Raw genomic sequence first — 23,244 nt, 5'->3', positions numbered from 1 at the left:
ATGATCCGAAGGACCCTGGTGGCCGTGCTCGCGGCCGCCCTGCTCGCAGGCTGCGCCCCCGCGGCCGAGAAGGACCCGACCGACCTGGCCCGCGAGATCGGCTCGAAGGTCGACGTCGACACCCCCCAGCTGCGCGAGATCAAGGCCGAGGCCGGCATCGCCGACTGCGCCCCGGGCGATGCGAGCCACGTCGACGGCGGCCTGCCGGACCTGACCCTGCCCTGCCTCGGCGGCGGCCCCGACGTCGACCTGTCCACCCTCCGCGGCCCGATGGTCGTCAACCTCTGGGCGGTCTGGTGCACCCCGTGCCGCCGCGAGCTGCCGATCCTCCAGGAGTTCCACGAGAAGTACGGCGAGAAGGTCGCGATGCTGGGCGTCAACTACAACGACACCCAGCCCAAGCAGGCGCTCCAGCTGGCCGAGAAGTCGGGCGTGACCTACGAGCAGCTTGCCGATCCCGCGATCCACCTCGACGACAACCCCCCGTTCCCGACGCTCCGGGGCCTGCCGTTCCTGGCGCTGGTCGACGCGGACGGCAGAGTCGTCCACCAGGAGTTCGTGGTCATCGAGTCGCTCCACCAGCTCGAGGGGCTCGTCGAGGAGCACCTGGGGGTGACCCTGTGAGCGCCGGGCGACCTGTGCTGCCCGACTGGCTGGAGCCGGTCCGGAAGGCCGCGGAGACGATCACCGCCGACGAGCTCTCCCGCTTCGTCCCGCCGGAGGACGCGGAGACCCGGGACGGCGCCGTCCTCATGCTGTTCGGCGAGGGCCCGGCCGGCCCCGACCTGCTGCTCACCGAGCGTGCCCACCACATGCGCTCCCACCCGGGACAGGTGTCGTTCCCCGGCGGCTCGATCGACCCGACCGACGTCGACCCGGTCGCCGCCGCGCTGCGCGAGGCGGAGGAGGAGACCGGTCTGGACCCGGCCGGTGTCGAGGTCTTCGGCACCCTCCCCGAGCTGTGGCTGCCGCCCAGCAACTTCGCGGTGACCACCGTGCTCGGCTGGTGGCGCGAGCAGACACCGGTCAGCGTCGTCGACCCCGACGAGGTGCACCAGGTGCTGCGGGTGCCGATCGAGGAGCTCCTCGACCCGGCGCACCGGATGACCACCGTGCACCCGCTCGGCCGGGTCGGCCCGGGATTCCTGATCGGACCCGGCCGTGACGTCGTCCTCTGGGGGTTCACCGCGGGTATCATCTCCCGCCTGTTCGAGTACGTCGGCTGGGCCAGGGACTGGGACCCGGAGGTCACCTTCGAGCTCGAGGACCGCATGATCTTCGGCAGCAACAAGCCCACCCCCCTACCGCCGATGCCGCCCCCGAACACGAGCTTCCAGGAGGGTCCCGGGCAATGAACCTCCTCGACTGGCTGCTGGTGCTGCTCGTCATCACCTACGCCCTGTCGGGCTACTGGCAGGGGTTCGTCACCGGCGCGTTCGCGACGATCGGTCTCCTGCTCGGTGGCTTCTTCGGCATCTGGCTGGCACCGCGGGCGCTCGGCGACGCCGACCCGTCCCTGTGGGTCTCGCTCGGGGCGCTGTTCATCGTGATCCTGAGCGCGACCCTCGGCCAGGCCCTCTTCCAGTACGCCGGCGCGAAGGTGCGCGACCAGATCACCTGGCAACCCGCCCGCGCGCTCGACGCGGTCGGGGGCGCGGTGCTGTCCGGGCTCGCGGTGCTGATCGTGGCGTGGGCCCTGGGCGTCGCCGTGTCGGGCTCCCGCATCGGCCCACTCACCCCGCAGGTGCGCAGCTCGACGGTGCTGGCCAAGGTCAACCAGTCGATGCCCGACAGCGCGGCGCAGGCACTGCAGGCGTTCAACAACGTCGTCGGCACGACGTTCTTCCCGCGCTACCTCGAGCCGTTCGCCCCCGAGCGGATCGTCTCGGTCGCCCCGCCGGACGCGAAGATCCTCCGCGACCCCGACGTCGTCGACGCACAGGCCAGCGTCCTCAAGATCCACGGCGACAACAAGTGCGGGCGTGGCGTCGAGGGCACCGGCTTCCTCTACGCCGACGGCCGGCTGATGACCAATGCCCACGTGGTCGCGGGCGTCTCCGACCCCGAGGTGGTCGTGGGCGACGACGAGCTCGACGCGACGGTCGTCTACTACAACGAGGACCTCGACGTGGCGGTGCTCGCGGTCAACGGCATCGAGCGGCCGCACCTGTCCTTCGACCTGAACGCCAAGCCGGGTGACAACGCCGCCGCACTGGGCTACCCGCAGGACGGCCCGTACGACGCGCAGGCGGTCCGGATCCGGGCCCAGCAGCGGCTCCGCTCCCCCGACATCTACGGCAACGGCTCGGTGATCCGCGAGGTGTTCTCGTTGCGCGGCCTGATCCGTCCCGGCAACTCCGGCGGCCCGCTGGTCTCCTCGGCCGGCGACGTCACAGGGGTGGTGTTCGCGGCGTCGGTGACCGACAGCGAGACCGGCTACGCGCTCACCGCCGACCAGGTCCGGCAGGCCGCGGCGGACGGGCTGCAGTCGACACGGGGCGTGGGCACCGGCGACTGCGCCAGCTGACCCACGAGCCGTCCGGCATGGCGGGCCGACCCGTGCGACCTGGCCGGGCCCGGACGCCGTACGGCGACGCCAGCAGCCGGGTCAGCGCGGCGAGCGTCGACCGATCGCGGCCTTGGCCTCCTGCGCCTGGGCGATCGCCCGCTCCGGGCCGCGCACCCTCTTCACCGAGCGCACCCCGAGCAGCGCCAGGATGACGGCGACGAGCACGTAGAAGCCGAACACGATCAGGTAGGCCCACTGCAGCGCCAGCCCGTCGCCGTTCCAGTGGATGAGGTAGGCGAGGAAGAACGAGAACATCACGATCGACAGCAGCACCAGGAACGCCGCCACCGCGAACAGCCCGATGCCGGTGCCGCCCGCCTGGAAGCTGACCTTGAGCTCGGACTTGGCGAGCTCGATCTCCTTCTTGACCAGGGCCGAGATGTCACGGCTGGCATCGTGGACCAGCCGGCCGATGGTCGGCTCGTCAGGCTGCGGCAGGTCGGACATGCGGCTCGCTCCCACTGGTCGTTCGGACGGGCGATCCGGACTCTACCCGGCGTAGGGACCGGTCTGCGGCGACCGTCCCCTGTGCAGCCGGTTGCGGCGGCCGAGCAGTGCCGCGGCGAGCAGCGCCGCGATCAGGGACGCCAGCAGCACGGCGGTCTTCGCGGCCTCGAGCTCGGCGCCCTCGAACGACAGCTCCGAGACCAGCAGCGAGACCGTGAACCCGACGCCGGCCAGCACGGCCACCCCGAACACGTCCTTCCAGTGCACGTCGGGGTCGATCTCGGCGCGGGTCAGCCGGCACAGCAGCCAGGACCCGCCGAACACGCCGAGCGGCTTGCCGATCACCAGACCGAGCACCACCCCGATGACCACGGGATCGGTGAGCAGGCCCCCGGTGCCACCGAACACGACCCCGGCCGACATCAGCGCGAAGAACGGCACCGCCACGCCGGCGGAGATCGGCACCAGCCGGTGCTCGAGCACCTCCGCGGGGCTGCGGTCCTCGTCCGGGTCCTGGCGTACCCGGGTGAGCAGGCCGAGTGCCACGCCGGCGATGGTCGCGTGGATGCCGCTCTCGTGGGTGAACCACCACGCCGCGACCACGACCGGCAGGTAGACCACCAGCCGGTCCACGCGGAGGTGCTGCAGGGCGGCGTACGCCGCGCAGCAGAGGACGGCGACCGCGAGCGAGCCCCAGTGCAGCTCGGTGGAGTAGAACGCCGCGATGATCACGATGACGATGAGGTCGTCGACGACCGCCAGGGTCAGCAGGAACGCCCGCAGCTGGGCCGGCAGTGCGGAGCCCACCACGGCCAGCACCGCGAGTGCGAACGCGATGTCGGTGGCGGACGGGATCGCCCAGCCCTTCAGCGGCCCGCCGCCGAGCAGGTTGACGACGGCGTAGATCACCGCCGGTACGGCGACGCCGCAGGCCGCCGCGACCACCGGCACCACCGCGTCCGACGGCTTGCTGAGGGAGCCGACCAGGAACTCGCGCTTCAGCTCCAGCCCGGCCACGAAGAAGAACAGCGTCAGCGCGCCGTCGGCGGCCCAGTGCTCGACGTCCAGCGGTCCGATCTCGAAGTGCGCGAGCGCCTCGTAGGAGTCCACGGCCGGGGAGTTCGCCCAGAGCACGGCGACGGCCGCGGCCAGCAGCGCGATCGCGCCGCCGACGGTCTCGCGACGGAGGTACTCCGCGACGAAGGTGCCCTCGAGCCGGGTCGGGTCGGGCAGGAACCGGAGGCGGGGCATGGGATCAGGGTCCTCGTCTGGGGTCGCGGAGCGGACTGCCGCCGGAGCGGGCCGACCAGACTTCCCGGCACACCGCGGCCGATCCTACCGAGCGGCGTCGCGGTCCCGCTGGGCGAGGTGCGCCAGCTGGGCCCGGACGGACAGCTCCGCGGCACCCCACAGCACCGGATCCACGTCGGCGTACACCCGCTCCACCACGGTGCGGGGCGTGAGCGACGCACCCGTGCCGGCCTCGAGGTCGAGGTGGCGCATCGCGGCAGCCAGGGTGTCCTCGCCGGCGAGCGCCAGCACGGCCTGCTCGACCTGGGCGAGCCGCTCGGCGCGGTGGGCGAGGTAGAAGTCGAGCGCCGGCAGCGCCTCGTCGATCACCGGCCCGTGGCCGGGCCAGATGGTCCCGATCTCGTGCGCCTCGGCCAGCCGGTGCAGCCGGTCCAGGGAGTGGAGGTAGGCGCCGAGCTGTCCGTCGGGGTGCGCGACCACGGTGGTGCCGCGGCCGAGCACGGTGTCGCCGGTGAGGACCGCACGGTCGGCGGGCACCAGGAAGGACAGGGAGTCGGAGGTGTGCCCGGGGGTCGCGATCACGTGCACCTCGAGGTCCCCGACCGCGACCACGTCGCCCTCGCCGAGGCCCTCGTCGCCGAGCCGGTACGCCGGGTCCAGCGCGCGCACGCCGCACCCGACCCGCTCGGCGAACGCCCGGGACGCCTCGGAGTGGTCGAGGTGGTGGTGGGTCAGCAGCACCGCCTGCACGTCGCCGGCCACGTCCGCCACCGCGGCGAGGTGCCCGTCGTCCAGGGGGCCCGGGTCGACCACCACCGAGCGGTCGGAGGCGGGGTCGCGCAGCACCCAGGTGTTGGTGCCGTCGAGTGTCATCAGGTTGGCGTTCGGGGCGAGCACGCACTCCGCCCCGGTGCCGAACCGGCCCCCCGCCCAGGTCATCCGAGGTGCCTCGCGAGGAGGGGCTCGAGGTGCGGCGGTCGCGACAGCGTGAACTGGTCGCCGTCGCCGACCACCTCGGGCGTGAACATCTCCACCGTGCGTGCAGCCGCGGACTCGAGCACCTCGCCCGGGCCCGTGTGCTCGCTGAGCTCGAGGCAGGTGAGGTAGGTCGGCGGCAGCATGAGCATCCGCTCCTCGTCGACCGCGGCGACGGCGTCCGCCGCGGGCAGCCAGGTGACCCGCGAGGACTCCGACGAGACGTCGCGCGCGCGCTGCCCCTCGGGCAGGTCCGCGACGAAGAACCAGGTGCGGTAGCGGCGTGGCTCGAAGACCGGGGTGAGCCAGCCGGCCCACGCACCGAGCAGGTCGGTGCGCAGCACGAGCCCGCGCCGGTTGAGGAACTCGGTCAGCGAGAGCTCGCGGCCCTCGAGCGCCACCCGGTCGGCCTCCCAGTCTTCCCCGGTGGTGTCGGCGACGACGTCGTCGGCGTGCTCACCGGCCAGGAGCACCCCGGACTCCTCGAAGGTCTCGCGAACCGCGGCGCACACGAGCGCCCGTGCTGTCGCCTCGTCGGTGCCCAGCCGGTACGCCCAGGTCGCCGCGTCCGGGCCGGCCCAGGCCACCTCGGTGTCGAAGTCCCGCGGGTCGACGCCGCCGCCCGGGAAGACGCACATGCCGCCGGCGAAGGCCATCGAGGTCTGCCGCTGGAGCAGGTAGACCTGCGGGCCACGCCCCGCGGGACCCGGCCGGAGCAGCACCACGGTCGCCGCGTTGCGCGGCTCGGCCGGGGTGGCCGACCCGGCGGCGTACGCCCGGGCCTGCTCGACGAGCGCGGCCGGGAGCGGCAGCGAGCGCATCAGACCTCGACGACGATCTCGACCTCGACCGGCGAGTCCAGCGGCAGGACGGGTACGCCGACCGCGGACCGGGCGTGCACGCCCGCGTCGCCGAAGGCCTGGCCGAACAGCTCGGAGGCGCCGTTGGCGACCCGAGGCTGGCCGGTGAAGTCCGGCGTGGAGGCCACGAACGCGACCACCTTGACCACGCGCTTGACCAGGTCGAGGTCACCGATCTCGGCCTTGACCGCGGCGATCGCGTTGAGGGCGCACTGCCGGGCACAGGCGACGGCCTCCTCCTCGCTGACCTCGCCGCCGACCTTGCCGGTCACCATCAGCTCTCCCGAGCGCATGGGCAGCTGACCGGAGGTGAAGATGTGGTTGCCGCTTCGCACGGCGGGGATGTAGACCGCGACCGGCTTGGCGACCTCGGGGACCTGCAGTCCCAGCTCGGCCAGGGCATCCTCGACCTTGCTCATGGATCAGCCCTCCAGGGGACGCTTGAAGTAGCCGACGAGGTTCTCGGGGTTCATCCCCGGCGCGATCTGCACGAGCTCCCAGCCGTCGGAGCCGAAGTTGTCCAGGATCTGCTTCGCGGCGTGCGTCAGGATCGGCGCGGTCAGGTATTCCCACTTGGTCATGGCCGCGACTCTACTGCGCGCCGTACCCCCGCTCGCCACCCCGACAGTCCGCACTCATTTCCGGATAGTCCCAAACGTTCGAGGGGTGCCGTACGGCGTGTCGGCAACCGTTTCGTTTGGGACTATCCGGGCGGGGGGGCTCAGGGCTCGAGGACGTCGTAGACCGTGTGGACGGCGTACGTCGAGTGGTGGACCGCGGTGATCGCGAGTTCCAGATCGTCGGTGAACCCGTCGAAGAGGCGCTTGCCGGCGCCGAGCACGACCGGGGCGGTCGAGACCGCCAGGGTGTCCACGACCCCGGCGCGCAGCGCCTGCCTGATGGTGTCCGCGCCACCGGAGATCGCGACGTCCTTGTCGCCGGCCGCCTCGCGGGCCGCCGCGAGCGCGGCGTCGAACCCGTCGACGAACGTGAATCCCGCGGAGGGGTCGGGCTGGTCCGCGATCCGGTGGGTGAGCACGAACAGCGGGCCGTCGAACGGATTCGTGCCGCCCCAGGCACCCGCGGACTCGTACATCCCGCGACCGCAGATCCCGGCGCCGAGGCTGCCGGTCAGGCTGGCGAAGAAGGCCTTGTCGGCCGCCTCCATGTCGGTCCCCGGCTCGTGCTCGTTGTCGTAGGTCCACGGGCCGCCCATCACCCAGTAGTGGAGCCGTTCGCCACCGACGCCGAGGCCACAGCCCGGGCCGTCGTCCGGCCCGGTGACGTAACCGTCGACCGACATCGTGATCGTTGCGATGACCTTGCTCATGCTGTCCTCCAGATGGTTCGTCGTCGGAGGTGCAGACCCGGGACACGCCGGCGAGTCATCGGCGCACGAGATTTTCCGTTGACTTCAAGTCCGGTTGAGGTCCTACCGTCATGACTCGTGACCACCATGATGACCCGCCCCGAGGCGACAACGCCGACCGAACGCCCGCGCCTGCTCGCCCCGGCGTACGCCGCGACCACGATCGGCATGTTCGCCCTGATCGCGTTCGTCGCCTTCGAGGCGCTGGCCGTCACCACCGTGATGCCGACCGTGGCCCAGCGGCTCGACGGCGTCGCGCTCTACGCGCTCGCCTTCGCCGCCCCGCTCGCCAGCGGCGTGGTCGGGATGGTCGCGGCCGGCGCGTGGAGCGACCGCCGCGGCCCGGTGGTCCCGATGCTCGCCTCGCTCGCGTTGTTCTCGCTCGGCCTGGTCGTCTGCGGCACCGCGCCGTCGATGGAGGCCCTGGTCGCCGGGCGGGTCCTGCAGGGGTTGGGCGGCGGCGCCCTCACCGTGGTCCTCTACGTCCTGGTCGGGCTGGTGTTCCCTCCCGCTCTCCAGCCCGCCCTGTTCGCGAGCTTCGCCGCCGCCTGGGTGCTGCCGGCCCTGTTCGGCCCGGCGCTGGCCGCCTTCGTCGCGCACGCCGCCGGCTGGCGCTGGGTCTTCCTCGGCACCGTCGCGCTGGTCGGCGTGGCCACGCTCCTCGTCCTCCCGGCCCTGCGCGGCCTCGAGCCCCGCGCGTCCGGGGACACCGCGCCCCGCTCCCGTCTCGCCTGGGCGGGCATCGCCGCGGTGTCCGTGCTCGCGCTCGAGCTGCTCGGCTCGGGCCGGGGCGCGGCCGGGCTGCTGGCCGGTGCGCTCGCCCTGGCCGTGGTCGTCGCGGCGCTGCGGCGCCTGGTCCCGGCCGGCACCCTGGTCGCCGCGCGCGGCCTGCCCGCGGTCATCGGCACCCGCGGGCTGATGAGCGCCACGTTCTTCGTCGCGGAGGCCTACATCGTCTTCGTCCTCCAGGACCGCTGGGGCCTGACCCCGGGCACCGCCGGCCTCGCCCTCACCGGCGTCGGCCTGACCTGGGCCGCCGCCAGCCAGGTGCAGGCCCGCCTCGGCGGCCGGATCTCCCACGTGACCGCGATGCGCGTCGGCACCGGCCTGCTGCTGGCCGGCGCCGGCTCGCTCGTCGTCGTCGTGTGGACGTACGCGCACCCGTCCCTGGCCATGGCGTCGTACGTCGTCGCCGGCGCCGGCATGGGCCTCGGCTACCCGCGGACCAGCGTCGCGATGCTGGACGCGTCGACCGACCGGGACCGCGGTTTCAACTCCTCCGCGATCTCGATCGCCGACTCGCTCGGTGCCGCGCTCGCGCTCTCGGTCTCCGGCGTCGTGTTCGGCACCGCGGAGCGGCTCGGCCTCGACCCGTTCGTGTCCGTGCTCGTGCTGGCCGTGGCCACCGGCGTGCTCGGCGTCGCCGCCGCCGCACGGACGGCGGCCGGCACCGGGTCGTCCGCTAGCTGAGGAGCTCGGGCTCGGTCTTCTCGCGGATCTCGTCCTCGGTGACACCCGGCGCGAGCTCGACCAGCTTGAGGACCCGGTCGCCGAGCGTGCCGGACGGCGCCACCTCGCCGGTGCTCGGGTCGACCACGTCGATGACGCCGAGGTCGGTGATGATCCGCTGCACGACGCGCAGGCCGGTGTAGGGCAGCGAGCACTCGTCGACGATCTTGTAGGAGCCGTCCTTCGAGACGTGCTCCATCAGCACCACGACCTTGCGGGCGCCGTGGACCAGGTCCATCGCGCCGCCCATGCCCTTGACCATCTTGCCGGGGATCATCCAGTTGGCGATGTCGCCGTGGGCGGAGACCTGCATGGCACCGAGGATCGCGGCGTCGATCTTGCCGCCGCGGATCATGCCGAAGGACGTCGCGGAGTCGAAGAACGAGGCCCCCTTGCGCAGGGTGACGGTCTCCTTGCCGGCGTTGATCAGGTCGGGGTCCTCCTCGCCGTCGACCGGGTAGGGCCCGACCCCGAGGATGCCGTTCTCGGACTGGAGCACCAGCTCCACGTCATCGGCGACGTAGTTGGGCACCAGCGTCGGCAGGCCGATGCCGAGGTTGACGTAGGAGCCGTCGGCCAGCTCCGAGGCGGCACGGGCTGCCATCTCCTCACGTGTCCACCCCATGTCAGGCCTCCCCACCGTTGTCGGCGTCCGGCCGGGGCCGGACGGTGCGCTTCTCGATCCGCTTGTCCTCGGCCTGCTCCGGGGTCAGCGCGACCACGCGCTGCACGAAGACACCGGGGGTGTGGATCTCGTTCGGGTCCAGGTCGCCGGGCTCCGCCAGCTCCTCGACCTCCGCGATCGTGACCCGCCCACACATCGCGGCCAGCGGGTTGAAGTTGCGCGCGGACTCGCGGTAGACGAGGTTGCCGTGGCGGTCGCCCTTCCAGGCCCGCACCAGCCCGAAGTCGGCCACGATCGCCGGCTCCAGGACGTACTCCCGGTCGCCCTCGGCCGTGCTGAACACCCGCACCTCCTTGGCCGGTGAGGCGACCGCGACGTTGCCGTCGGCGTCGTACTTCCACGGCAGGCCGCCCTCGGCCACCTGGGTGCCGACGCCGGTCGCGGTGTAGAACGCCGGGATGCCCGAGCCGCCGGCCCGCATCCGCTCCGCGAGGGTGCCCTGCGGGGTCAGCTCCACCTCGAGCTCACCGGCGAGGTACTGCCGGGCGAATTCCTTGTTCTCTCCGACGTACGACGAGACCATCCGGCGCAGCCGCTTCTCCATCAGCAGCCGGCCGAGCCCCCAGTCGTCCACGCCGCAGTTGTTCGAGACCGCCTCGAGCTCGGTCGCGCCCTGGGCCAGCAACGCGTCGATCAGCACCGACGGGACACCGCACAGGCCGAACCCACCGACGGCCAGCGTCGCCCCGTCCCCGATGTCGGCGACCGCGGCTGCGGCGCTCCCCACCACCTTGTCCACTCGGCACGCTCCCTGTTCACGACGGTTCACGGACTGGCCTGTGATCCTAGCCACGAGGGCGGGGGCTGCCGACTGCCCCGGGGTGGGCCCCGGTCTCGGACACGTGCCCTAGGCTCGGCAGGGTGAGCGCCACGAGCACCAGCGACTGGCCCGAGGTCGACCTCCACGTGGTCACCGGCAAGGGCGGCACCGGCAAGACCACGGTCGCCGCTGCCCTCGCCCTGGCGCTCGCGAGCACCGGGAAGAACGTCCTGATCTGCGAGGTCGAGGGCCGCCAGGGCATCTCCCAGCTGTTCGACGTGCCCGAGCTGCCCTACGAGGAGCGCCGGATCGCGGCCGGGCTGGCCGGCGACGGCGGCCGGGCCGGCAACGTGTTCGCGCTGCACATCGACGCGGAGTCGGCGCTGCTGGAGTACCTCGCGATGTACTACAAGCTCGGCCGCGCGGGCCGGGCGCTCGACCGCTTCGGCGTCATCGACTTCGCGACCACGATCGCCCCCGGCGTCCGCGACGTGCTGCTGACCGGCAAGGTCTACGAGGCAGCCCGCCGCGGCCGGCGCAAGGGCTCCTCCAGCCGGCAGGGTGTGGTGTACGACGCGATCGTGCTCGACGCTCCGCCGACCGGGCGGATCGCGCAGTTCCTCAACGTCAACAGCGAGCTCGCCGGAGTGGCGAAGGTCGGCCCGATCAAAACCCAGGCGGACACCGTGATGACGCTGTTCCGCTCGCCGCGCACGGCGGTGCACCTGGTCACCGTCCTGGAGGAGATGCCCGTGCAGGAGACGGCGGACGGGATCGTCGAGCTGCACAAGGACCGGCTGCCCGTGGGCGGCGTGGTGGTCAACCTGATGCGGCCGCGCGACCTCGACAGCGAGGACCTCGCCGCCGCCCGGGCCGGGCGCCTGGAACGCGACCGGATCGGCAAGGAGCTCGAGGGGGCCGGCCTCGACGTGGACGACGACCTCCTCGACGGACTGCTCGCCGAGGCGCACGACCACGCCGAGCGGCGGGCGCTCGAGGACGCCCAGCGACGGCTGGTCGCCGACCTCGGGGTCCCCACGTACGAGCTGCCCCGACTGCCCGGCGGCGTCGACCTCGGCGGGCTCTACGAGCTCGCCGCCCTCCTCAAGGCGGAGGGCATGGCATGACCACCCCCCGAGCCCGCTCGCTCCGCTGCGATTCCCACGGAGGTCCCGCATGAGCCGCGAGATCCCCCGCGCCCGGGTCGGCCCGCTCGCCGCCACCGACCGACGCGCCGACCCGCTCGACGTGGACGCGCTCCTCGACGACCCGCAGACCCGGATCATCGTGTGCTGCGGCTCCGGCGGCGTCGGCAAGACCACCACCTCCGCGGCGCTGGCGCTGCGCGCGGCCGAGCGCGGCCGCAGCGTCTGCGTGCTCACCATCGACCCGGCCCGCAGGCTGGCGCAGTCGATGGGCATCGAGGCGCTCGACAACACCCCGCGACCCGTCCCGGACGTGCACGGCGACGGCTCGCTCGACGCGATGATGCTCGACATGAAGCGGACCTTCGACGAGGTCGTGGAGTCCCAGGCCAGCCCGGAGAAGGCGAAGCAGATCCTGGAGAACCCCTTCTACATCGCGCTGTCGAGCTCGTTCGCGGGCACGCAGGAGTACATGGCGATGGAGAAGCTCGGCCAGCTGCACCGGGACGCGGTCGCCGAGGGCACGTGGGACCTGATCGTCGTGGACACCCCGCCGTCGCGGTCCGCGCTCGACTTCCTCGACGCCCCCGAGCGGCTGTCCAGCTTCCTCGACGGGCGGTTCATCAGGCTGCTGCTCGCGCCGGCCCGCGGCCCGGCCCGGCTGATGTCGGCCGGCATGGGCATGATCACCAACGCCCTGACCAAGATCCTCGGCGCCAGCGTGCTCAAGGACATGCAGACCTTCGTCGCCGCGTTCGACACCCTCTTCGGCGGGTTCCGGGCGCGTGCGCAGAAGACCTTCGAGCTGCTGCAGACCGACGGCACCGCGTTCCTGGTGGTCGCGGCACCGGAGCCCGACGCGCTGCGGGAGGCGGCGTACTTCGTCGAGCGGCTGAGCGGCGACGACATGCCGCTGGCCGGCCTGGTCGTCAACCGTGCGGCCAGCGCGCCTGACAGCACCCTGTCAGCCGAGGAGGCGATGGCGGCCGCGGCCCGGTTGCGTCGGTCGGGTGACTCGGACCTGACCGCAGGCCTGCTGCGGCTGCACGCGGACCGGGTCCGGATGGTCGAGCGGGAGGCGCGCCTGCGGGCGCGGTTCGCGGCGGCCCACCCCGCCGTACCGACGGCGGTCGTGCCGGCCCTCGCGACCGACGTGCACGACCTGGACGGCCTGCGCCGGATCGGCGACCTGCTGGCCGGCAGCCCGGACGACCGCGCGGCGTCCGACGCCCCGCGACGGCGGGCCCGCTGAGCGCGAGCCCGGCGGTCACGCCGGGCCGACCCTGCGGTCCGACCCGGTCACCGTGACGTGCCGTGGCTCAGACCGCTGCCTTGGACTCGGCGTTCTTCGCAGCCTCCAGGACGCTGCGCCAGGAGGCACCCGGTCGGCGGCGGAGGAGAGCGCGACGCTCACGCTCGGTCATGCCGCCCCAGACACCCCACTCGATCTGGTTGTCCAGCGCCTCGGCCAGGCACTCGGTGCGCACCGGGCACCCGCTGCACACCAGCTTGGCCTTGTTCTGCTCGGCACCTCGCACGAACAGCTGGTCCGGCTCCGTCTTGCGGCACGCAGCCGCCGGCGCCCAATCCTCAACCCACATGTCTGACTCCATTTCCACTCCGAGATGGAAAGTTCCAATCCCCACAACAGAAGGTAGGTAATTGCCGCACCTTGAAACAGACGGAGTTTGGTCAATCCCACTAGTCACATGTGACTAGTTCAGGACCACGAGAAATCGGGTCCGGAATGGTCCCTCCCGTACCCTTGCTCCCATGTCCGACGTGAACGAGGGTCGACCGCCATCCCGGCGCGTGGCGATCCACCTCGCCTCGATGGTCGCCGTGAGCGCGATCCTGGGCGTCGTGGTCGCCGGCTTGGCGATCCCCTTCGCCGGCGTGCTCGGCATCGGCACCCGCAACATGGCCGACTCGATGAACAAGCTCCCGGAGGAGCTCGAGACCAAGCCGCTGGCCCAGCGCACGCGCATCCTCGCGGCCGACGGCAGCACCATCGCCACGCTGTACGACGAGAACCGCGTCAACGTGCCACTGCGGCAGGTGTCGAAGGTGATGCGCCAGGCGATCGTCTCGATCGAGGACTACCGCTTCTACCAGCACGGTGCGCTCGACGTGAAGGGCACGATGCGTGCGTTCATCACCAACCGCGCCGCGGGCGGCGTGGTCCAGGGTGGCTCGTCGATCACCCAGCAGATGGTGAAGCTGACCCTGCTCGGCCAGGCCAAGACCGAGGAGGAGCGCAAGGCGGCGATGGAGGACACCGTCGCCCGCAAGCTCCGCGAGCTGCGCTACGCCATCGCGTTCGAGCAGGAGCACTCCAAGGACTGGATCCTCGAGCGCTACCTCAACATCGCCTACTTCGGTGACGGCGTCTACGGCATCCAGGCCGCCGCGCGCCACTACTTCTCCACCGACGCCCGCGACCTCAACCTCCGCCAGGCGAGCGTGCTGGCCGGGCTCGTGAAGAACCCGGTCGGCCTCGATCCGACGGTCTACCCGGACAAGGCGCTGGCCCGGCGCAACGTCGTGCTCGACCGCATGGCGCAGCTCAACGTCATCACCGACGCCAAGGCCGAGAAGCTCAAGCAGAAGGACATCGGCCTCAAGATCACGCCGAACCGCAACGGCTGCATGTTCTCCACCGCGCCGTTCTTCTGCGACTACGTCGTCAACTACCTCAAGCAGGACCCGTCGCTGGGCAAGACCTCGGCGGCCCGCGAGGACCTCCTGCTCTCCGGCGGCCTCACCGTGCAGACCACGCTCGACCCGCGCTTCCAGAAGGCGGCCGAGGAGTCGGTCAAGCGGCACGTCTTCCCCAAGGAGCAGGCGGTCGGCGGCCTGGCGCTGCTGCAGCCCGGCACCGGCGACGTACGCGCCCTCGCCCAGTCCCGCCCGATGGGCCGGGACAAGAAGGACGGCGAGACCTTCATCAACTACACCGTGCCCAAGGAGGCCGGCGGCGCCCGCGGCTTCCAGGCCGGGTCGACGTTCAAGGCGTTCGTGCTCGCGGCCGCGATCAAGCAGGGCATCGCGCTGAACACCACGATCAACGCACCGAAGCTGAAGACCTTCCAGGAGCGCGACTACAAGGACTGCGACGGCCAGCCCTACGGCTACGGCTCGTTCGAGATCCCGAACTCCACGACCTCCGGCAACAAGAACCTCTACACCGGCACCCGCGAGTCCGTGAACACCTTCTTCATGGCGCTCGAGCAGATGACGGGACTGTGCGAGCCGTTCAACCTGGCCCGCAAGATGGGCATCCACCTCACCAGCCCGACCGGTGGCCCCGACGGCCTGCCGGAGCGGGTGCCGACGTTCACGCTCGGCGTCTCCGACGTGACCCCGCTCGAGATGGCCGAGGCGTACGCCACCTTCCCGGGCCGCGGCCTGCACTGCGACTCGCGACCCGTGACCCAGATCCTCGACACCCGCAAGAACGTCGTGAAGAAGTACGCCAAGCAGTGCCAGCAGGTGCTGCCGAGCGCCGTCGCCGACGCGGTCAACGACGTGCTTCGCGGCGTGATGGAGCCGGGCGGCTTCGGCAACAACGCCGGCATCAACACCGTCCAGCCCTCGGCCGGCAAGACCGGTACGACCAACAGCCAGAAGTCGGTGTGGTTCGTCGGCTACACCGCCAACCTGGTCGGCGCCTCGATGATCGCCGGTGCGAACTTCGACGGCATCCCGGACACCATCATCGGCAAGTCGATCGGTGGCCAGATCCTCTACGAGGCCTCGGGTTCCGGCACTGCCGGACCGATGTGGGGCGACGCCATGAAGGTCATCGAGCAGTGGCTGCCCGACGACGACTTCGCACCGCCGCCGGCCGACGAGATCTCCGGCCTGCTGATGACCATCCCGTCGACGTACGGCATGAGCGTCGAGAAGGCCACCTCGGTGCTCGAGGGCGCCGGCTTCCAGGTCTCGGTGGGCGGCCAGATCGACTCCGAGCTCGCCCAGGGCCTCGTCGCCGGATCGTTCCCGCGGGCCGGCGAGAGCACCTCGAGCGGCGACACGGTCACGATCTACCCGTCCGACGGGTCGCCGTACAAGCCGCCGAAGAAGAAGCGGGGCGGCGGCGGTCGCGGCGGGAACGGCAACGGCGGTGGCGGCCGGCGCTGAGCCGGCCCGCCTCCGGTCCCGGGCCCCGGGACCCGGGGCGCTTCAGCGGCGTGCGCCGGGGTGCGTGAGCCGGTGCTGCACGCGGTGGTGCGCCAGCGCGAGCTTCGTGTAGCCGAACGCGACGACGGCCGCGAGCAGCGGCATGGGCAAGGACACCGGGTCGTCCACGCCGTACCCCGGGTCGGAGCCGAAGCGCATCAGCAGGTAGAGCGAGCCGGCGATGAGCGCGCTGCCGAGCAGGGCGGTCTCGAGGCCGAGCGGGCGCAACGCCCAGGTGGTCGCGATGAGCATGATCGTGACCCCGATCCCGACGACGGTCACCATGTTGGCCTCGCAGGCCGTGCGCGACCCGGCGACCACGTCACAGCCGGGACTCGAGGCCACCGTGAAGAAGGCGAGCTGCAACGAGGCCACCGCACCTCCGGCGATCACCGCCGAACGCAACGCCTTGCTCCACATCGCGCCACCCCCCAGACGGCCATGGTCCCGCCCGGGTCCGGACGCGGAGAAGGGCCCGAGACCCCAGTAACCAGATGCCGGGGTTCGTGAACGTCAGGTGACGGATCCGGTTCAGGCGCCGAGCTGGCGGCGTACCTCCGCGGCGACCGCCGCGCCGTCCGCGCGCCCCTTCACCTGCGGCTGCACGACACCCATGACCTTGCCCATGGCCCGCATGCCCTCGCCGGCAGCACCGGTCTGCTCGACGGCGGCGCGCACGATGTCGCTGATCTCGTCCGCGCCGAGCTGCTCGGGCAGGTAGCCCACGAGCACCTCGAGCTCGGCCCGCTCCTTGTCGGCCATCTCCGCACGCCCCGCGTCGTCGAAGGCCGTCGCCGCTTCGCGGCGCTTCTTCGCCTCGGTCGACAGGACGCCGACGATCTGGTCGTCGCTCAGCTCGACCTGCTCCTTGCCGGCCACCTCGGCGTTCGTGATCGCGGTCAGCAGCATCCGGAGCGTGGAGGAACGCACCTCGTCACGGCTCTTCATCGCGGCGGTGAGGTCGGAGCGGAGGCGGTCCTTGAGAGCACTCATGTGGGCCATTGTGGCAGCCTTGCGACGTGGCACTCCTGCGGATCCTCGGCCTCGGCACGCTCGCCGGCGCGGCCACCGTCGCGTACGCCGCCGGCGAGGCACGGGCCTACACCCTGCGCCGGGTCGAGGTGCCGCTGCTGCCGGCCGGGCACCCGCCGCTGCGGGTTCTGCACCTCTCGGACCTGCACCTCACCCCCGGTCAGCGTGCGAAGCAGGCGTGGGTGGCCGGGCTGGCCGACCTCGAGCCCGACCTGGTCGTCGGGACCGGCGACTTCCTTGCCCACCGCGACGCGGTGCCGCCGGTGCTGGACTCGCTCGGGTCGCTGCTGGACCGGCCCGGGGTGTTCGTGTTCGGGTCCAACGACTACTACGAGCCGGCGATGCGCAACCCGCTGCGCTACCTGCTGCCCGACGACGGCCGGCGGCACATCGACACGCCCCCGCTGCCGTGGCGGACGCTGCGCGACACGTTCACCGACTCCGGGTGGCTGGACCTATCCAACGCCTCCGGCCGGCTCAAGGTCGGCGACCTGGTCTTCGCGTTCGCCGGCGTCGACGACCCGCACCTCGGGTACGACGACCTCGCGGCCGTCGCCGGCCCGGCCCCGGACGACGCCGACGTGCGGCTCGGCGTCGCCCACGCGCCGTACCTCCGCGTGCTGGACCAGTACGCCCGCGACGGGTACGACGCGATCCTCGCCGGGCACACGCACGGCGGCCAGGTCTGCGTGCCGTTCGTCGGGGCGCTCACCACCAACTGCGACCTCGACGCTGCACGCGCCAGGGGTCTGCACCGGCACCCGGCGGACTCCCGGCCCGGCGACCCCGGCTCGGCCTGGCTCCACGTGTCCGCCGGGCTCGGCACCAGCCCGTTCGTCCGGCTCCGCGTCGCCTGCCGCCCCGAGGCCACCCTGCTCACCCTGGTCCCCCGCTGACCCCGTTGAGTCGCGCCTCCCTGGGGTCGAGCCGCGCCTCGCTGATCGTTGAGTCGCGCCTCGCTGGGTCGAGTTGCGCCTCCCTGGGGTCGAGTTGCGCCTCGCTGATCGTTGAGTCGCGCCTCGCTGGGGTCGAGTTGCGCCTCGCTGATCGTTGAGTCGCGCCTGCCTGGGGTCGAGTCGCGCCTCCCTGGGGGTGAGTTGCGCCTCGCTGATCGTTGAGTCGCGCCTTCCTGGCAATCGGAGGACCGTCCATCCTTCGGTCGGACCGGGCCGATTTCTGACCCGCGATCCGGCTCGGGTATGCTCGCGTCTGCTCGTCCCGGGGTCGCCGAGTGCGGTCCCACGGAGCACATTCGGGCTGTGGCGCAGCTTGGTAGCGCGCCTCGTTCGGGACGAGGAGGCCGCAGGTTCAAATCCTGTCAGCCCGACATCTGGCGCCCCGGATCCGCAAGGGTCCGGGGCGCTGCTGTTGCCCAGTCAGGCGCAACTCAACGATCAGTCAGGCGCAACTCAACCCCCCAGCGAGGCGCTACCCAACCCACAGCGAGGCGCGACTCAACCCACAGCGAGGCGCGACTCGACGGGTGGGGGACGTCACCGGGCGTGGCAGACTGCCGGGCATGGCAGACCAGGAGCGCGAGGACAGCGGGCCGTCGCTCGAGATGCCGTCGCTCGGCACCATGTTCCGGCGGCGCCGGGGCCGTGAGCAGTCTGCCGCGGCCGGCGATGCACCCGACCCGACGGCACCCGACCCGACGGCACCCGACCCGACGGCACCCGACCCGACGGCAGCCGCGCCGACGGCAGCCCCGCCGGCCGACCCCGGACCGGGCGGCGAGGTGAGCGACCCCGGGCCGACGGCGGTCGAGTCTTCCGCCCCAGGACGGCGCGCCGAGGGAAGCGACACCGAGCCGCAGGTGCCGCCACTGTTCGCCGACGAGGTCGCCACCGACGACGAGGTGACCGCCGAGACCCCGGCGGCCGCGGAGGCGGCCCCGACCCGGGTCCAGACCGCCGTGGCCGAGGCACCGTCGGAGGAGGACGCGGACGACCGTGCCGAGGGCGGTTCCCGTCGGGCGCGACGGTCGGGCGGCCCCATCCTGGCCGGGATGCCGTCCCGCCTGGCCGCGCTCGTCACCGGCGCCCTGGTCGGCCTGCTGGCGGTCGGCCTGACGTACGCCGGCCTGGTCGGCTGCGACGCCTGGCGCGGCACCCAGACCTGCGGCGGTCCCGGGCTGCTGTTCCTGGCCCTGATCCTGGTTGCGATGGTCGCGGTCGGCGCGCTCCTCCTCCGGGCTGCCGGGGTGGCCGACGCCACCAGCACCAGCGTGCTCGCGGTCGGCCTGTTCGCGGTCGTGTGCCTGCTGGTGCTGATCGACGCGCTGTTCTCGACGTGGATGGTGGTCGTGCTGCCGGTCGTGGGCGCGCTCGCCTACGCCCTGGCGCACTGGGTCACCGCGACGTACGGCGACTCCGCGAGCCGGGCCTGACGGCAGCGACCGACCTGCTCAGAGGCGGGCAGCCACCAGCTCCGCGATCTGCACGGCGTTGAGCGCCGCGCCCTTGCGGAGGTTGTCGTTGCTGATGAACAGCGCGATGCCCCGCTCGTCGTCGACGCCGGGGTCGTGCCGCAGCCGGCCGACGTACGACGGGTCCCTGCCGGCCGCCTGCAGCGGCGTCGGGATGTCGCTGAGCTCGACGCCGGGGGCCTCCGCGAGCAGCTCCTCGGCGCGCTTGACCGTCAGTGGCCGCGCGAACTCGGCGTTCACCGCGAGCGAGTGGCCGGAGAACACCGGCACCCGGACGCAGATGCCCGAGACCTTGAGCTCGGGGATGCCGAGGATCTTGCGGGACTCGTTGCGGAGCTTCTGCTCCTCGTCGGTCTCGTTCAGCCCGTCGTCGACGATCGAGCCGGCCAGCGGCAGCACGTTGTAGGCGATGGTCCGGGCGTACTTCACCGGCTCCGGGAAGTCGACCGACTCCCCGTCCACCGCCAGCGAGCGCGCGTCGCCGGCGGCCTCGACCTGGCTCGCGAGCTCCTCGACGCCGGCCAGGCCGGACCCCGAGACCGCCTGGTACGTCGCGACCACGAGACGCAGGAGCCCGGCCTCGTCGTGCAGCGGCTTGAGCACCGGCATCGCGGCCATCGTGGTGCAGTTGGGGTTGGCGATGATCCCCTTGCGGGCGTCGGCCACCGCCTCCGGGTTGACCTCGGAGACCACCAGCGGCACGTCGGGGTCCATGCGCCAGGCCGACGAGTTGTCGACCACGATGGCACCGGCCCCGGCGAACGTCGGGGCCAGTGCCTTCGACGTCGAGCCGCCGGCGCTGAAGATCGCGATGTCGAGCCCGGACACGTCGGCGGTGGAGGCGTCCTCGACCGTGATCTCCCCGTCGCCCCACGGCAGCGTGGTGCCGGCCGAGCGGGCGGAGGCGAAGAAGCGGATCGAGGCGATCGGGAAGTCACGCTCGGCGAGGATGCGGCGCATCGCGTCGCCGACCTGGCCGGTGGCGCCGACGATGCCGAGGTGGACGGGGCGGCTGATCGAGGGGGCGCTCATCGGCCGGTCCCGCCGTAGACGACGGCCTCGACCTCGGTGGCGTCGAGGTCGAACGCGGTGTGCGCGGCCGCGACCGCGGCGTCGACGAGGCCTTCGTCGACGATCACCGAGATCCGGATCTCGGAGGTGGAGATCATCTGGATGTTCACACCGGCGGCGGCGATCGCGGAGAAGAACTTCGCGCTGACGCCGGGGTGGGACCGCATGCCGGCCCCGATCAGCGAGATCTTGCCGATCTTGTCGTCGTAGAGGAGCGAGGCAAAGCCGACCTCGTCGCGCAGCGCCGCGAGCGCCTTCATCGCGGTCTGGCCGTCGGCGCGGGGCAGCGTGAACGAGATGTCGGTCAGGCTGGTAGCTGCCGCGGAGATGTTCTGCACGATCATGTCGAGGTTGATCTGCGCGTCGGCGAGGGCCTCGAAGATGCGCGCTGCCTCGCCCACCTTGTCGGGGACCCCGACCACGGTGATCTTGGCCTCGCTGCGGTCGTGGGCGACGCCGGCGATGATCGCCTGCTCCATGGTTTCTCCCTCCGGGGAGTCGGGTGCGGTGAAGGACGGGTCCGGGACCACCCACGTGCCCTCGAGGTGGCTGAACGACGAGCGCACGTGGATCGGGATGTCGTAGCGGCGGGCGTACTCGACGCACCGCAGGTGGAGGATCTTGGCGCCGCACGCGGCCAGCTCGAGCATCTCCTCGTAGGAGACCCGGTCGAGCTTGCGGGCGGTGGGCACGATCCGCGGGTCGGCGGTGAAGACCCCGTCGACGTCGGTGTAGATCTCGCAGTAGTCCGCCTCCAGCGCCGCGGCCAGCGCCACCGCGGTGGTGTCGGTGCCGCCACGACCGAGCGTGGTGATCTCCTTGGTGTCCTGGCTGACCCCTTGGAAGCCCGCCACGATCACGATGTGGCCGTCCTCGAGGGCGCTGGAGATGCGGCCGGGGGTGACGTCGATGATCTTCGCCTTGCCGTGCACCGAGTCGGTGATCACGCCGGCCTGGGAGCCGGTGAACGACCGGGCGGTGAATCCGAGGTCGGAGATCGCCATCGCGACCAGGGCCATCGAGATCCGCTCGCCCGCGGTGAGCAGCATGTCCATCTCGCGGGCCGGCGGCAGCGGGCTCACCTCGTTGGCGAGGTCGAGCAGCTCGTCGGTCGAGTCGCCCATCGCGGACACCGCGACGACCACGTCGTGGCCGGCCCGCTTGCTCTCGACGATGCGGCGGGCCACGCGCTTGATGGCGGCGGCGTCGGCCAGGGAGGAGCCGCCGTACTTCTGCACGACAATGCCCACTTCGGTCCCTCCGGGAGTACGACGACACGACAGGCCGGGCTCCCCCGGCCACGGGCGTCGAGTCTACCGGGGCGGCCGGAGCCGCCCGCCGGTCATCTCACCGCGGCCTCAGGGGGCCTCGGCGCCCTGTTCCTCGAGCATCTCCGTCGCCGCGGCCACCTGGTCCTCGTCGCCGGAGAACTCCGTGTCGAGCCGGTCGTGGGCGACGATCGACTGCAGCGCTCGCAGCGCGGCGCTGGCGCAGTTGCCCCACGACGAGACGTAGGAGAACTGCCACCACCACAGCGCCTCGGGGACGTTGCCGGCGCGGTAGTGACGCAGGCCGTTGGCCAGCTCGGTGGCCGTGGTGGTCAGGTCGTCGGAGAGCTGCGAGGTGACCAGGTCGGGGTCGTAGGGGTCGAAGTTGTAGGTGTAGGTGTCGACCGGCCCCAGCATCTCCGCCAGGCGCATGCGCATCGCGTCGAGGTCAGGGTCGGGACCGGAGTCGGGTTGGTACTCCTGCTCGGGCGTGAAGTCCGCCTGCGCACCCAGCCGGGCACCGGCGAGAAGCACCTGGCTGACCTCGAGCAGCAGCAGCGAGATCGCCCGCCCGCTGTCCTCGTCGTGCACCAGCGCCTGGAGCGCCACCAGGAAGCTCTCCACCTGGTCGGCGATCTGTCCCGCGAACTCCTCGAGCTCCGGGTCGATCCGGGTCTCAGTCATCGGCCGACCTCCTTCCCGCGAATGCTCGGCCCAGGGTGACCTCGTCGGCGTACTCGAGATCCCCTCCGACCGGCAGTCCACTAGCAAGTCGTGTCACGCGCAACCCCAACGGCCGCAGGTTGCGGGTGAGGAAGGTCGCAGTGGCCTCTCCCTCGAGGTTGGGATCGGTCGCCAGGATGACCTCCGTGACCTGCCCGTCGGCCAGCCGGACCATCAGCTCGCGGATCCGCAGCTGCTCGGGCCCGATGCCGTCGATCGGCGAGATCGCGCCGCCGAGCACGTGGTAGCGACCCCGGAACTCACGGGTGCGCTCGATGGCGACGACGTCCTTGTACTCCTCGACCACGCACAGCACGGACGGGTCGCGCCGCGGGTCGCGGCAGATCCGGCACTGCTCGTCCTCGGAGACGTTGAAGCAGGTGGAGCAGAACTTGACCTTCTCCTTGACCCGGACCAGCACCTCGGCCAGACGGCGTACGTCGGCGGGGTCGGCCGCGAGCAGGTGGAAGGCGATGCGCTGGGCGCTCTTGGGCCCGACGCCGGGAAGCTGACCGAGCTCGTCGATCAGGTCCTGGACGATCCCTTCGTACAACGCGGGCTACCCTCCGAAGCCGAACGGGTTGCCGCCGGGCGCACCGCCGCCGGGGAGCTCGCCGCCCTGGCCGCCCATGCCGCCGGCGAGCGGGCCGAGCTGCTCGCTGGCCAGGGCGTCGGCGCGTGCCTTGGCGTCGCGCCAGGCGGCCACGATCATGTCGCCGAGGTCGGACAGGTCGTCGGCGTCGTTGGAGTCGAACCCGCCGGCCCGGATCTCCACGGCCAGCAGGTCGCCGGTGCCGCTGAGCCTGACGGTGACCGCCCCGCCCGCGACGGTGCCCTCGACCTCGGTCTGCTCGAGCTGGGCCTGGGCGTCCATGATCTGCTGCTGCATCTGCTGCGCCTGCTGGAGCAGGGCGTTCATGTCGAAACCGCCCTCGCCGAAGGGGTTCTGGGTCATCGCGGTACCTCTCGT

The 23,244-nt window shown here is 71.9% G+C and carries 26 protein-coding genes and 1 tRNA gene; 10 read left to right on the top strand and 17 right to left on the bottom strand.

The window, feature by feature from the left end; all coding sequences use genetic code 11:
* The 3 genes from EKO23_RS06575 to EKO23_RS06565 are packed head-to-tail and all read left to right on the top strand — an operon-like array spanning nucleotide 1 to nucleotide 2,527.
* Nucleotides 1–624, top strand: coding sequence for a TlpA family protein disulfide reductase (locus tag EKO23_RS06575; RefSeq protein WP_134715422.1), 624 nt, complete (start codon nucleotides 1–3; stop codon nucleotides 622–624).
* On the top strand, nucleotides 621–1,355 hold the full coding sequence (locus EKO23_RS06570) for an NUDIX hydrolase (protein ID WP_246050937.1): 735 nt from the start codon (nucleotides 621–623) through the stop codon (nucleotides 1,353–1,355). The genes EKO23_RS06575 and EKO23_RS06570 overlap by 4 nt, the downstream gene beginning before the upstream one ends.
* Nucleotides 1,352–2,527, top strand: coding sequence for a MarP family serine protease (locus EKO23_RS06565; protein ID WP_134715420.1), 1,176 nt, complete (start codon nucleotides 1,352–1,354; stop codon nucleotides 2,525–2,527). The genes EKO23_RS06570 and EKO23_RS06565 overlap by 4 nt, the downstream gene beginning before the upstream one ends.
* Nucleotides 2,528–2,608: 81 nt before the next feature.
* Here the strand turns inward: EKO23_RS06565 and EKO23_RS06560 are convergent, their stop codons facing one another.
* From EKO23_RS06560 to EKO23_RS06535, 7 genes are all read right to left on the bottom strand, one after another.
* Nucleotides 2,609–3,016: a phage holin family protein gene (locus EKO23_RS06560; protein WP_134715417.1), complete on the bottom strand. Its 408-nt coding sequence runs from the start codon at nucleotides 3,014–3,016 to the stop codon at nucleotides 2,609–2,611.
* Nucleotides 3,017–3,058: 42 nt separating this feature from the next.
* Nucleotides 3,059–4,267, bottom strand: a complete 1,209-nt coding sequence (gene nhaA, locus EKO23_RS06555; RefSeq protein ID WP_134715414.1) for a Na+/H+ antiporter NhaA — start codon at nucleotides 4,265–4,267, stop codon at nucleotides 3,059–3,061.
* Between the two features lie 84 nt (nucleotides 4,268–4,351).
* Nucleotides 4,352–5,206, bottom strand: coding sequence for an MBL fold metallo-hydrolase (locus tag EKO23_RS06550; RefSeq protein ID WP_134715411.1), 855 nt, complete (start codon nucleotides 5,204–5,206; stop codon nucleotides 4,352–4,354).
* The gene (locus EKO23_RS06545) at nucleotides 5,203–6,063 is read right to left on the bottom strand and encodes an NUDIX hydrolase (protein WP_134715408.1); all 861 of its coding nucleotides are present in this window, start codon (nucleotides 6,061–6,063) and stop codon (nucleotides 5,203–5,205) included. Before EKO23_RS06545 ends, EKO23_RS06550 begins: the two co-directional genes overlap by 4 nt.
* Nucleotides 6,063–6,521: a RidA family protein gene (locus EKO23_RS06540; RefSeq protein WP_134715405.1), complete on the bottom strand. Its 459-nt coding sequence runs from the start codon at nucleotides 6,519–6,521 to the stop codon at nucleotides 6,063–6,065. Before EKO23_RS06540 ends, EKO23_RS06545 begins: the two co-directional genes overlap by 1 nt.
* Nucleotides 6,522–6,524: 3 nt before the next feature.
* Entirely contained in the window at nucleotides 6,525–6,683 is a 159-nt protein-coding gene (gene sp36, locus EKO23_RS25110; protein ID WP_167880347.1) for a Sp36 family protein, read from the bottom strand.
* A 140-nt stretch (nucleotides 6,684–6,823) separates the two neighbouring features.
* Entirely contained in the window at nucleotides 6,824–7,432 is a 609-nt protein-coding gene (locus tag EKO23_RS06535; protein ID WP_134715402.1) for a dihydrofolate reductase family protein, read from the bottom strand.
* Nucleotides 7,433–7,558: 126 nt separating this feature from the next.
* Between EKO23_RS06535 and EKO23_RS06530 the strand changes: the two genes are divergently transcribed.
* The gene (locus EKO23_RS06530) at nucleotides 7,559–8,941 is read left to right on the top strand and encodes an MFS transporter (protein WP_246050941.1); all 1,383 of its coding nucleotides are present in this window, start codon (nucleotides 7,559–7,561) and stop codon (nucleotides 8,939–8,941) included.
* Here the strand turns inward: EKO23_RS06530 and EKO23_RS06525 are convergent.
* Nucleotides 8,934–9,605, bottom strand: a complete 672-nt coding sequence (locus tag EKO23_RS06525; protein WP_134715395.1) for a 3-oxoacid CoA-transferase subunit B — start codon at nucleotides 9,603–9,605, stop codon at nucleotides 8,934–8,936. The two genes, EKO23_RS06530 and EKO23_RS06525, sit on opposite strands and share 8 nt — an antisense overlap.
* Nucleotide 9,606: 1 nt before the next feature.
* Nucleotides 9,607–10,404 (bottom strand): CoA transferase subunit A, encoded by a 798-nt coding sequence (locus EKO23_RS06520; RefSeq protein WP_134715392.1) that lies wholly within the window; start codon nucleotides 10,402–10,404, stop codon nucleotides 9,607–9,609.
* A gap of 122 nt (nucleotides 10,405–10,526) precedes the next feature.
* Here EKO23_RS06520 and bagA point away from each other — a divergent pair, with 122 nt between their 5' ends.
* Nucleotides 10,527–11,552: an ATPase BagA gene (gene bagA / locus EKO23_RS06515; protein WP_167880346.1), complete on the top strand. Its 1,026-nt coding sequence runs from the start codon at nucleotides 10,527–10,529 to the stop codon at nucleotides 11,550–11,552.
* Between the two features lie 49 nt (nucleotides 11,553–11,601).
* Nucleotides 11,602–12,822, top strand: a complete 1,221-nt coding sequence (gene bagB / locus EKO23_RS06510; protein ID WP_134715389.1) for an ArsA family ATPase — start codon at nucleotides 11,602–11,604, stop codon at nucleotides 12,820–12,822.
* A gap of 67 nt (nucleotides 12,823–12,889) precedes the next feature.
* On the opposite strand, the gene EKO23_RS06505 is transcribed toward bagB, so the two are convergent.
* Nucleotides 12,890–13,183 carry a WhiB family transcriptional regulator gene (locus EKO23_RS06505; protein ID WP_425464386.1) on the bottom strand — a complete coding sequence of 98 codons (294 nt, stop codon included), beginning with the start codon at nucleotides 13,181–13,183 and terminating at the stop codon, nucleotides 12,890–12,892.
* Nucleotides 13,184–13,343: 160 nt separating this feature from the next.
* On the opposite strand from EKO23_RS06505, the gene EKO23_RS06500 reads away from it, so the two are divergent.
* Complete coding sequence (locus EKO23_RS06500; protein ID WP_134715383.1) at nucleotides 13,344–15,713, top strand: transglycosylase domain-containing protein; 2,370 nt, start codon at nucleotides 13,344–13,346, stop codon at nucleotides 15,711–15,713.
* Nucleotides 15,714–15,755: 42 nt separating this feature from the next.
* On the opposite strand, the gene EKO23_RS06495 is transcribed toward EKO23_RS06500, so the two are convergent.
* Nucleotides 15,756–16,172, bottom strand: a complete 417-nt coding sequence (locus EKO23_RS06495) for a hypothetical protein (protein ID WP_134715380.1) — start codon at nucleotides 16,170–16,172, stop codon at nucleotides 15,756–15,758.
* Nucleotides 16,173–16,283: 111 nt separating this feature from the next.
* A complete protein-coding gene (locus EKO23_RS06490; protein WP_134715376.1) occupies nucleotides 16,284–16,745 on the bottom strand; it encodes a GatB/YqeY domain-containing protein in 462 nt (153 codons plus the stop codon).
* Nucleotides 16,746–16,771: 26 nt separating this feature from the next.
* On the opposite strand from EKO23_RS06490, the gene EKO23_RS06485 reads away from it, so the two are divergent.
* The 3 genes from EKO23_RS06485 (at nucleotide 16,772) to EKO23_RS06475 (ending at nucleotide 19,173) form a co-directional block, all read left to right on the top strand.
* A complete protein-coding gene (locus EKO23_RS06485) occupies nucleotides 16,772–17,680 on the top strand; it encodes a metallophosphoesterase (RefSeq protein WP_217702505.1) in 909 nt (302 codons plus the stop codon).
* Between the two features lie 357 nt (nucleotides 17,681–18,037).
* Nucleotides 18,038–18,111 (top strand) — tRNA-Pro (locus EKO23_RS06480).
* Between the two features lie 192 nt (nucleotides 18,112–18,303).
* Nucleotides 18,304–19,173 carry an MATE family efflux transporter gene (locus EKO23_RS06475; protein ID WP_134715373.1) on the top strand — a complete coding sequence of 290 codons (870 nt, stop codon included), beginning with the start codon at nucleotides 18,304–18,306 and terminating at the stop codon, nucleotides 19,171–19,173.
* Between the two features lie 18 nt (nucleotides 19,174–19,191).
* Here EKO23_RS06475 and EKO23_RS06470 read toward each other — a convergent pair whose 3' ends face one another.
* From EKO23_RS06470 to EKO23_RS06450, 5 genes are all read right to left on the bottom strand, one after another.
* The gene (locus tag EKO23_RS06470) at nucleotides 19,192–20,244 is read right to left on the bottom strand and encodes an aspartate-semialdehyde dehydrogenase (RefSeq protein WP_167880345.1); all 1,053 of its coding nucleotides are present in this window, start codon (nucleotides 20,242–20,244) and stop codon (nucleotides 19,192–19,194) included.
* Nucleotides 20,241–21,533 (bottom strand): aspartate kinase, encoded by a 1,293-nt coding sequence (locus tag EKO23_RS06465; RefSeq protein WP_134715370.1) that lies wholly within the window; start codon nucleotides 21,531–21,533, stop codon nucleotides 20,241–20,243. Before EKO23_RS06465 ends, EKO23_RS06470 begins: the two co-directional genes overlap by 4 nt.
* A gap of 108 nt (nucleotides 21,534–21,641) precedes the next feature.
* Nucleotides 21,642–22,235: a DUF5063 domain-containing protein gene (locus EKO23_RS06460; RefSeq protein WP_134715367.1), complete on the bottom strand. Its 594-nt coding sequence runs from the start codon at nucleotides 22,233–22,235 to the stop codon at nucleotides 21,642–21,644.
* Entirely contained in the window at nucleotides 22,228–22,827 is a 600-nt protein-coding gene (gene recR / locus EKO23_RS06455) for a recombination mediator RecR (RefSeq protein ID WP_134715364.1), read from the bottom strand. Before recR ends, EKO23_RS06460 begins: the two co-directional genes overlap by 8 nt.
* Nucleotides 22,828–22,833: 6 nt before the next feature.
* Nucleotides 22,834–23,229, bottom strand: coding sequence for a YbaB/EbfC family nucleoid-associated protein (locus EKO23_RS06450; protein WP_134715362.1), 396 nt, complete (start codon nucleotides 23,227–23,229; stop codon nucleotides 22,834–22,836).
* Nucleotides 23,230–23,244 lie beyond the last annotated feature (15 nt).

Source organism: Nocardioides guangzhouensis, assembly GCF_004519545.1.
Taxonomy (GTDB): domain Bacteria; phylum Actinomycetota; class Actinomycetes; order Propionibacteriales; family Nocardioidaceae; genus Nocardioides; species Nocardioides guangzhouensis.
This window is presented reverse-complemented; position numbering and strand designations above follow the sequence as displayed.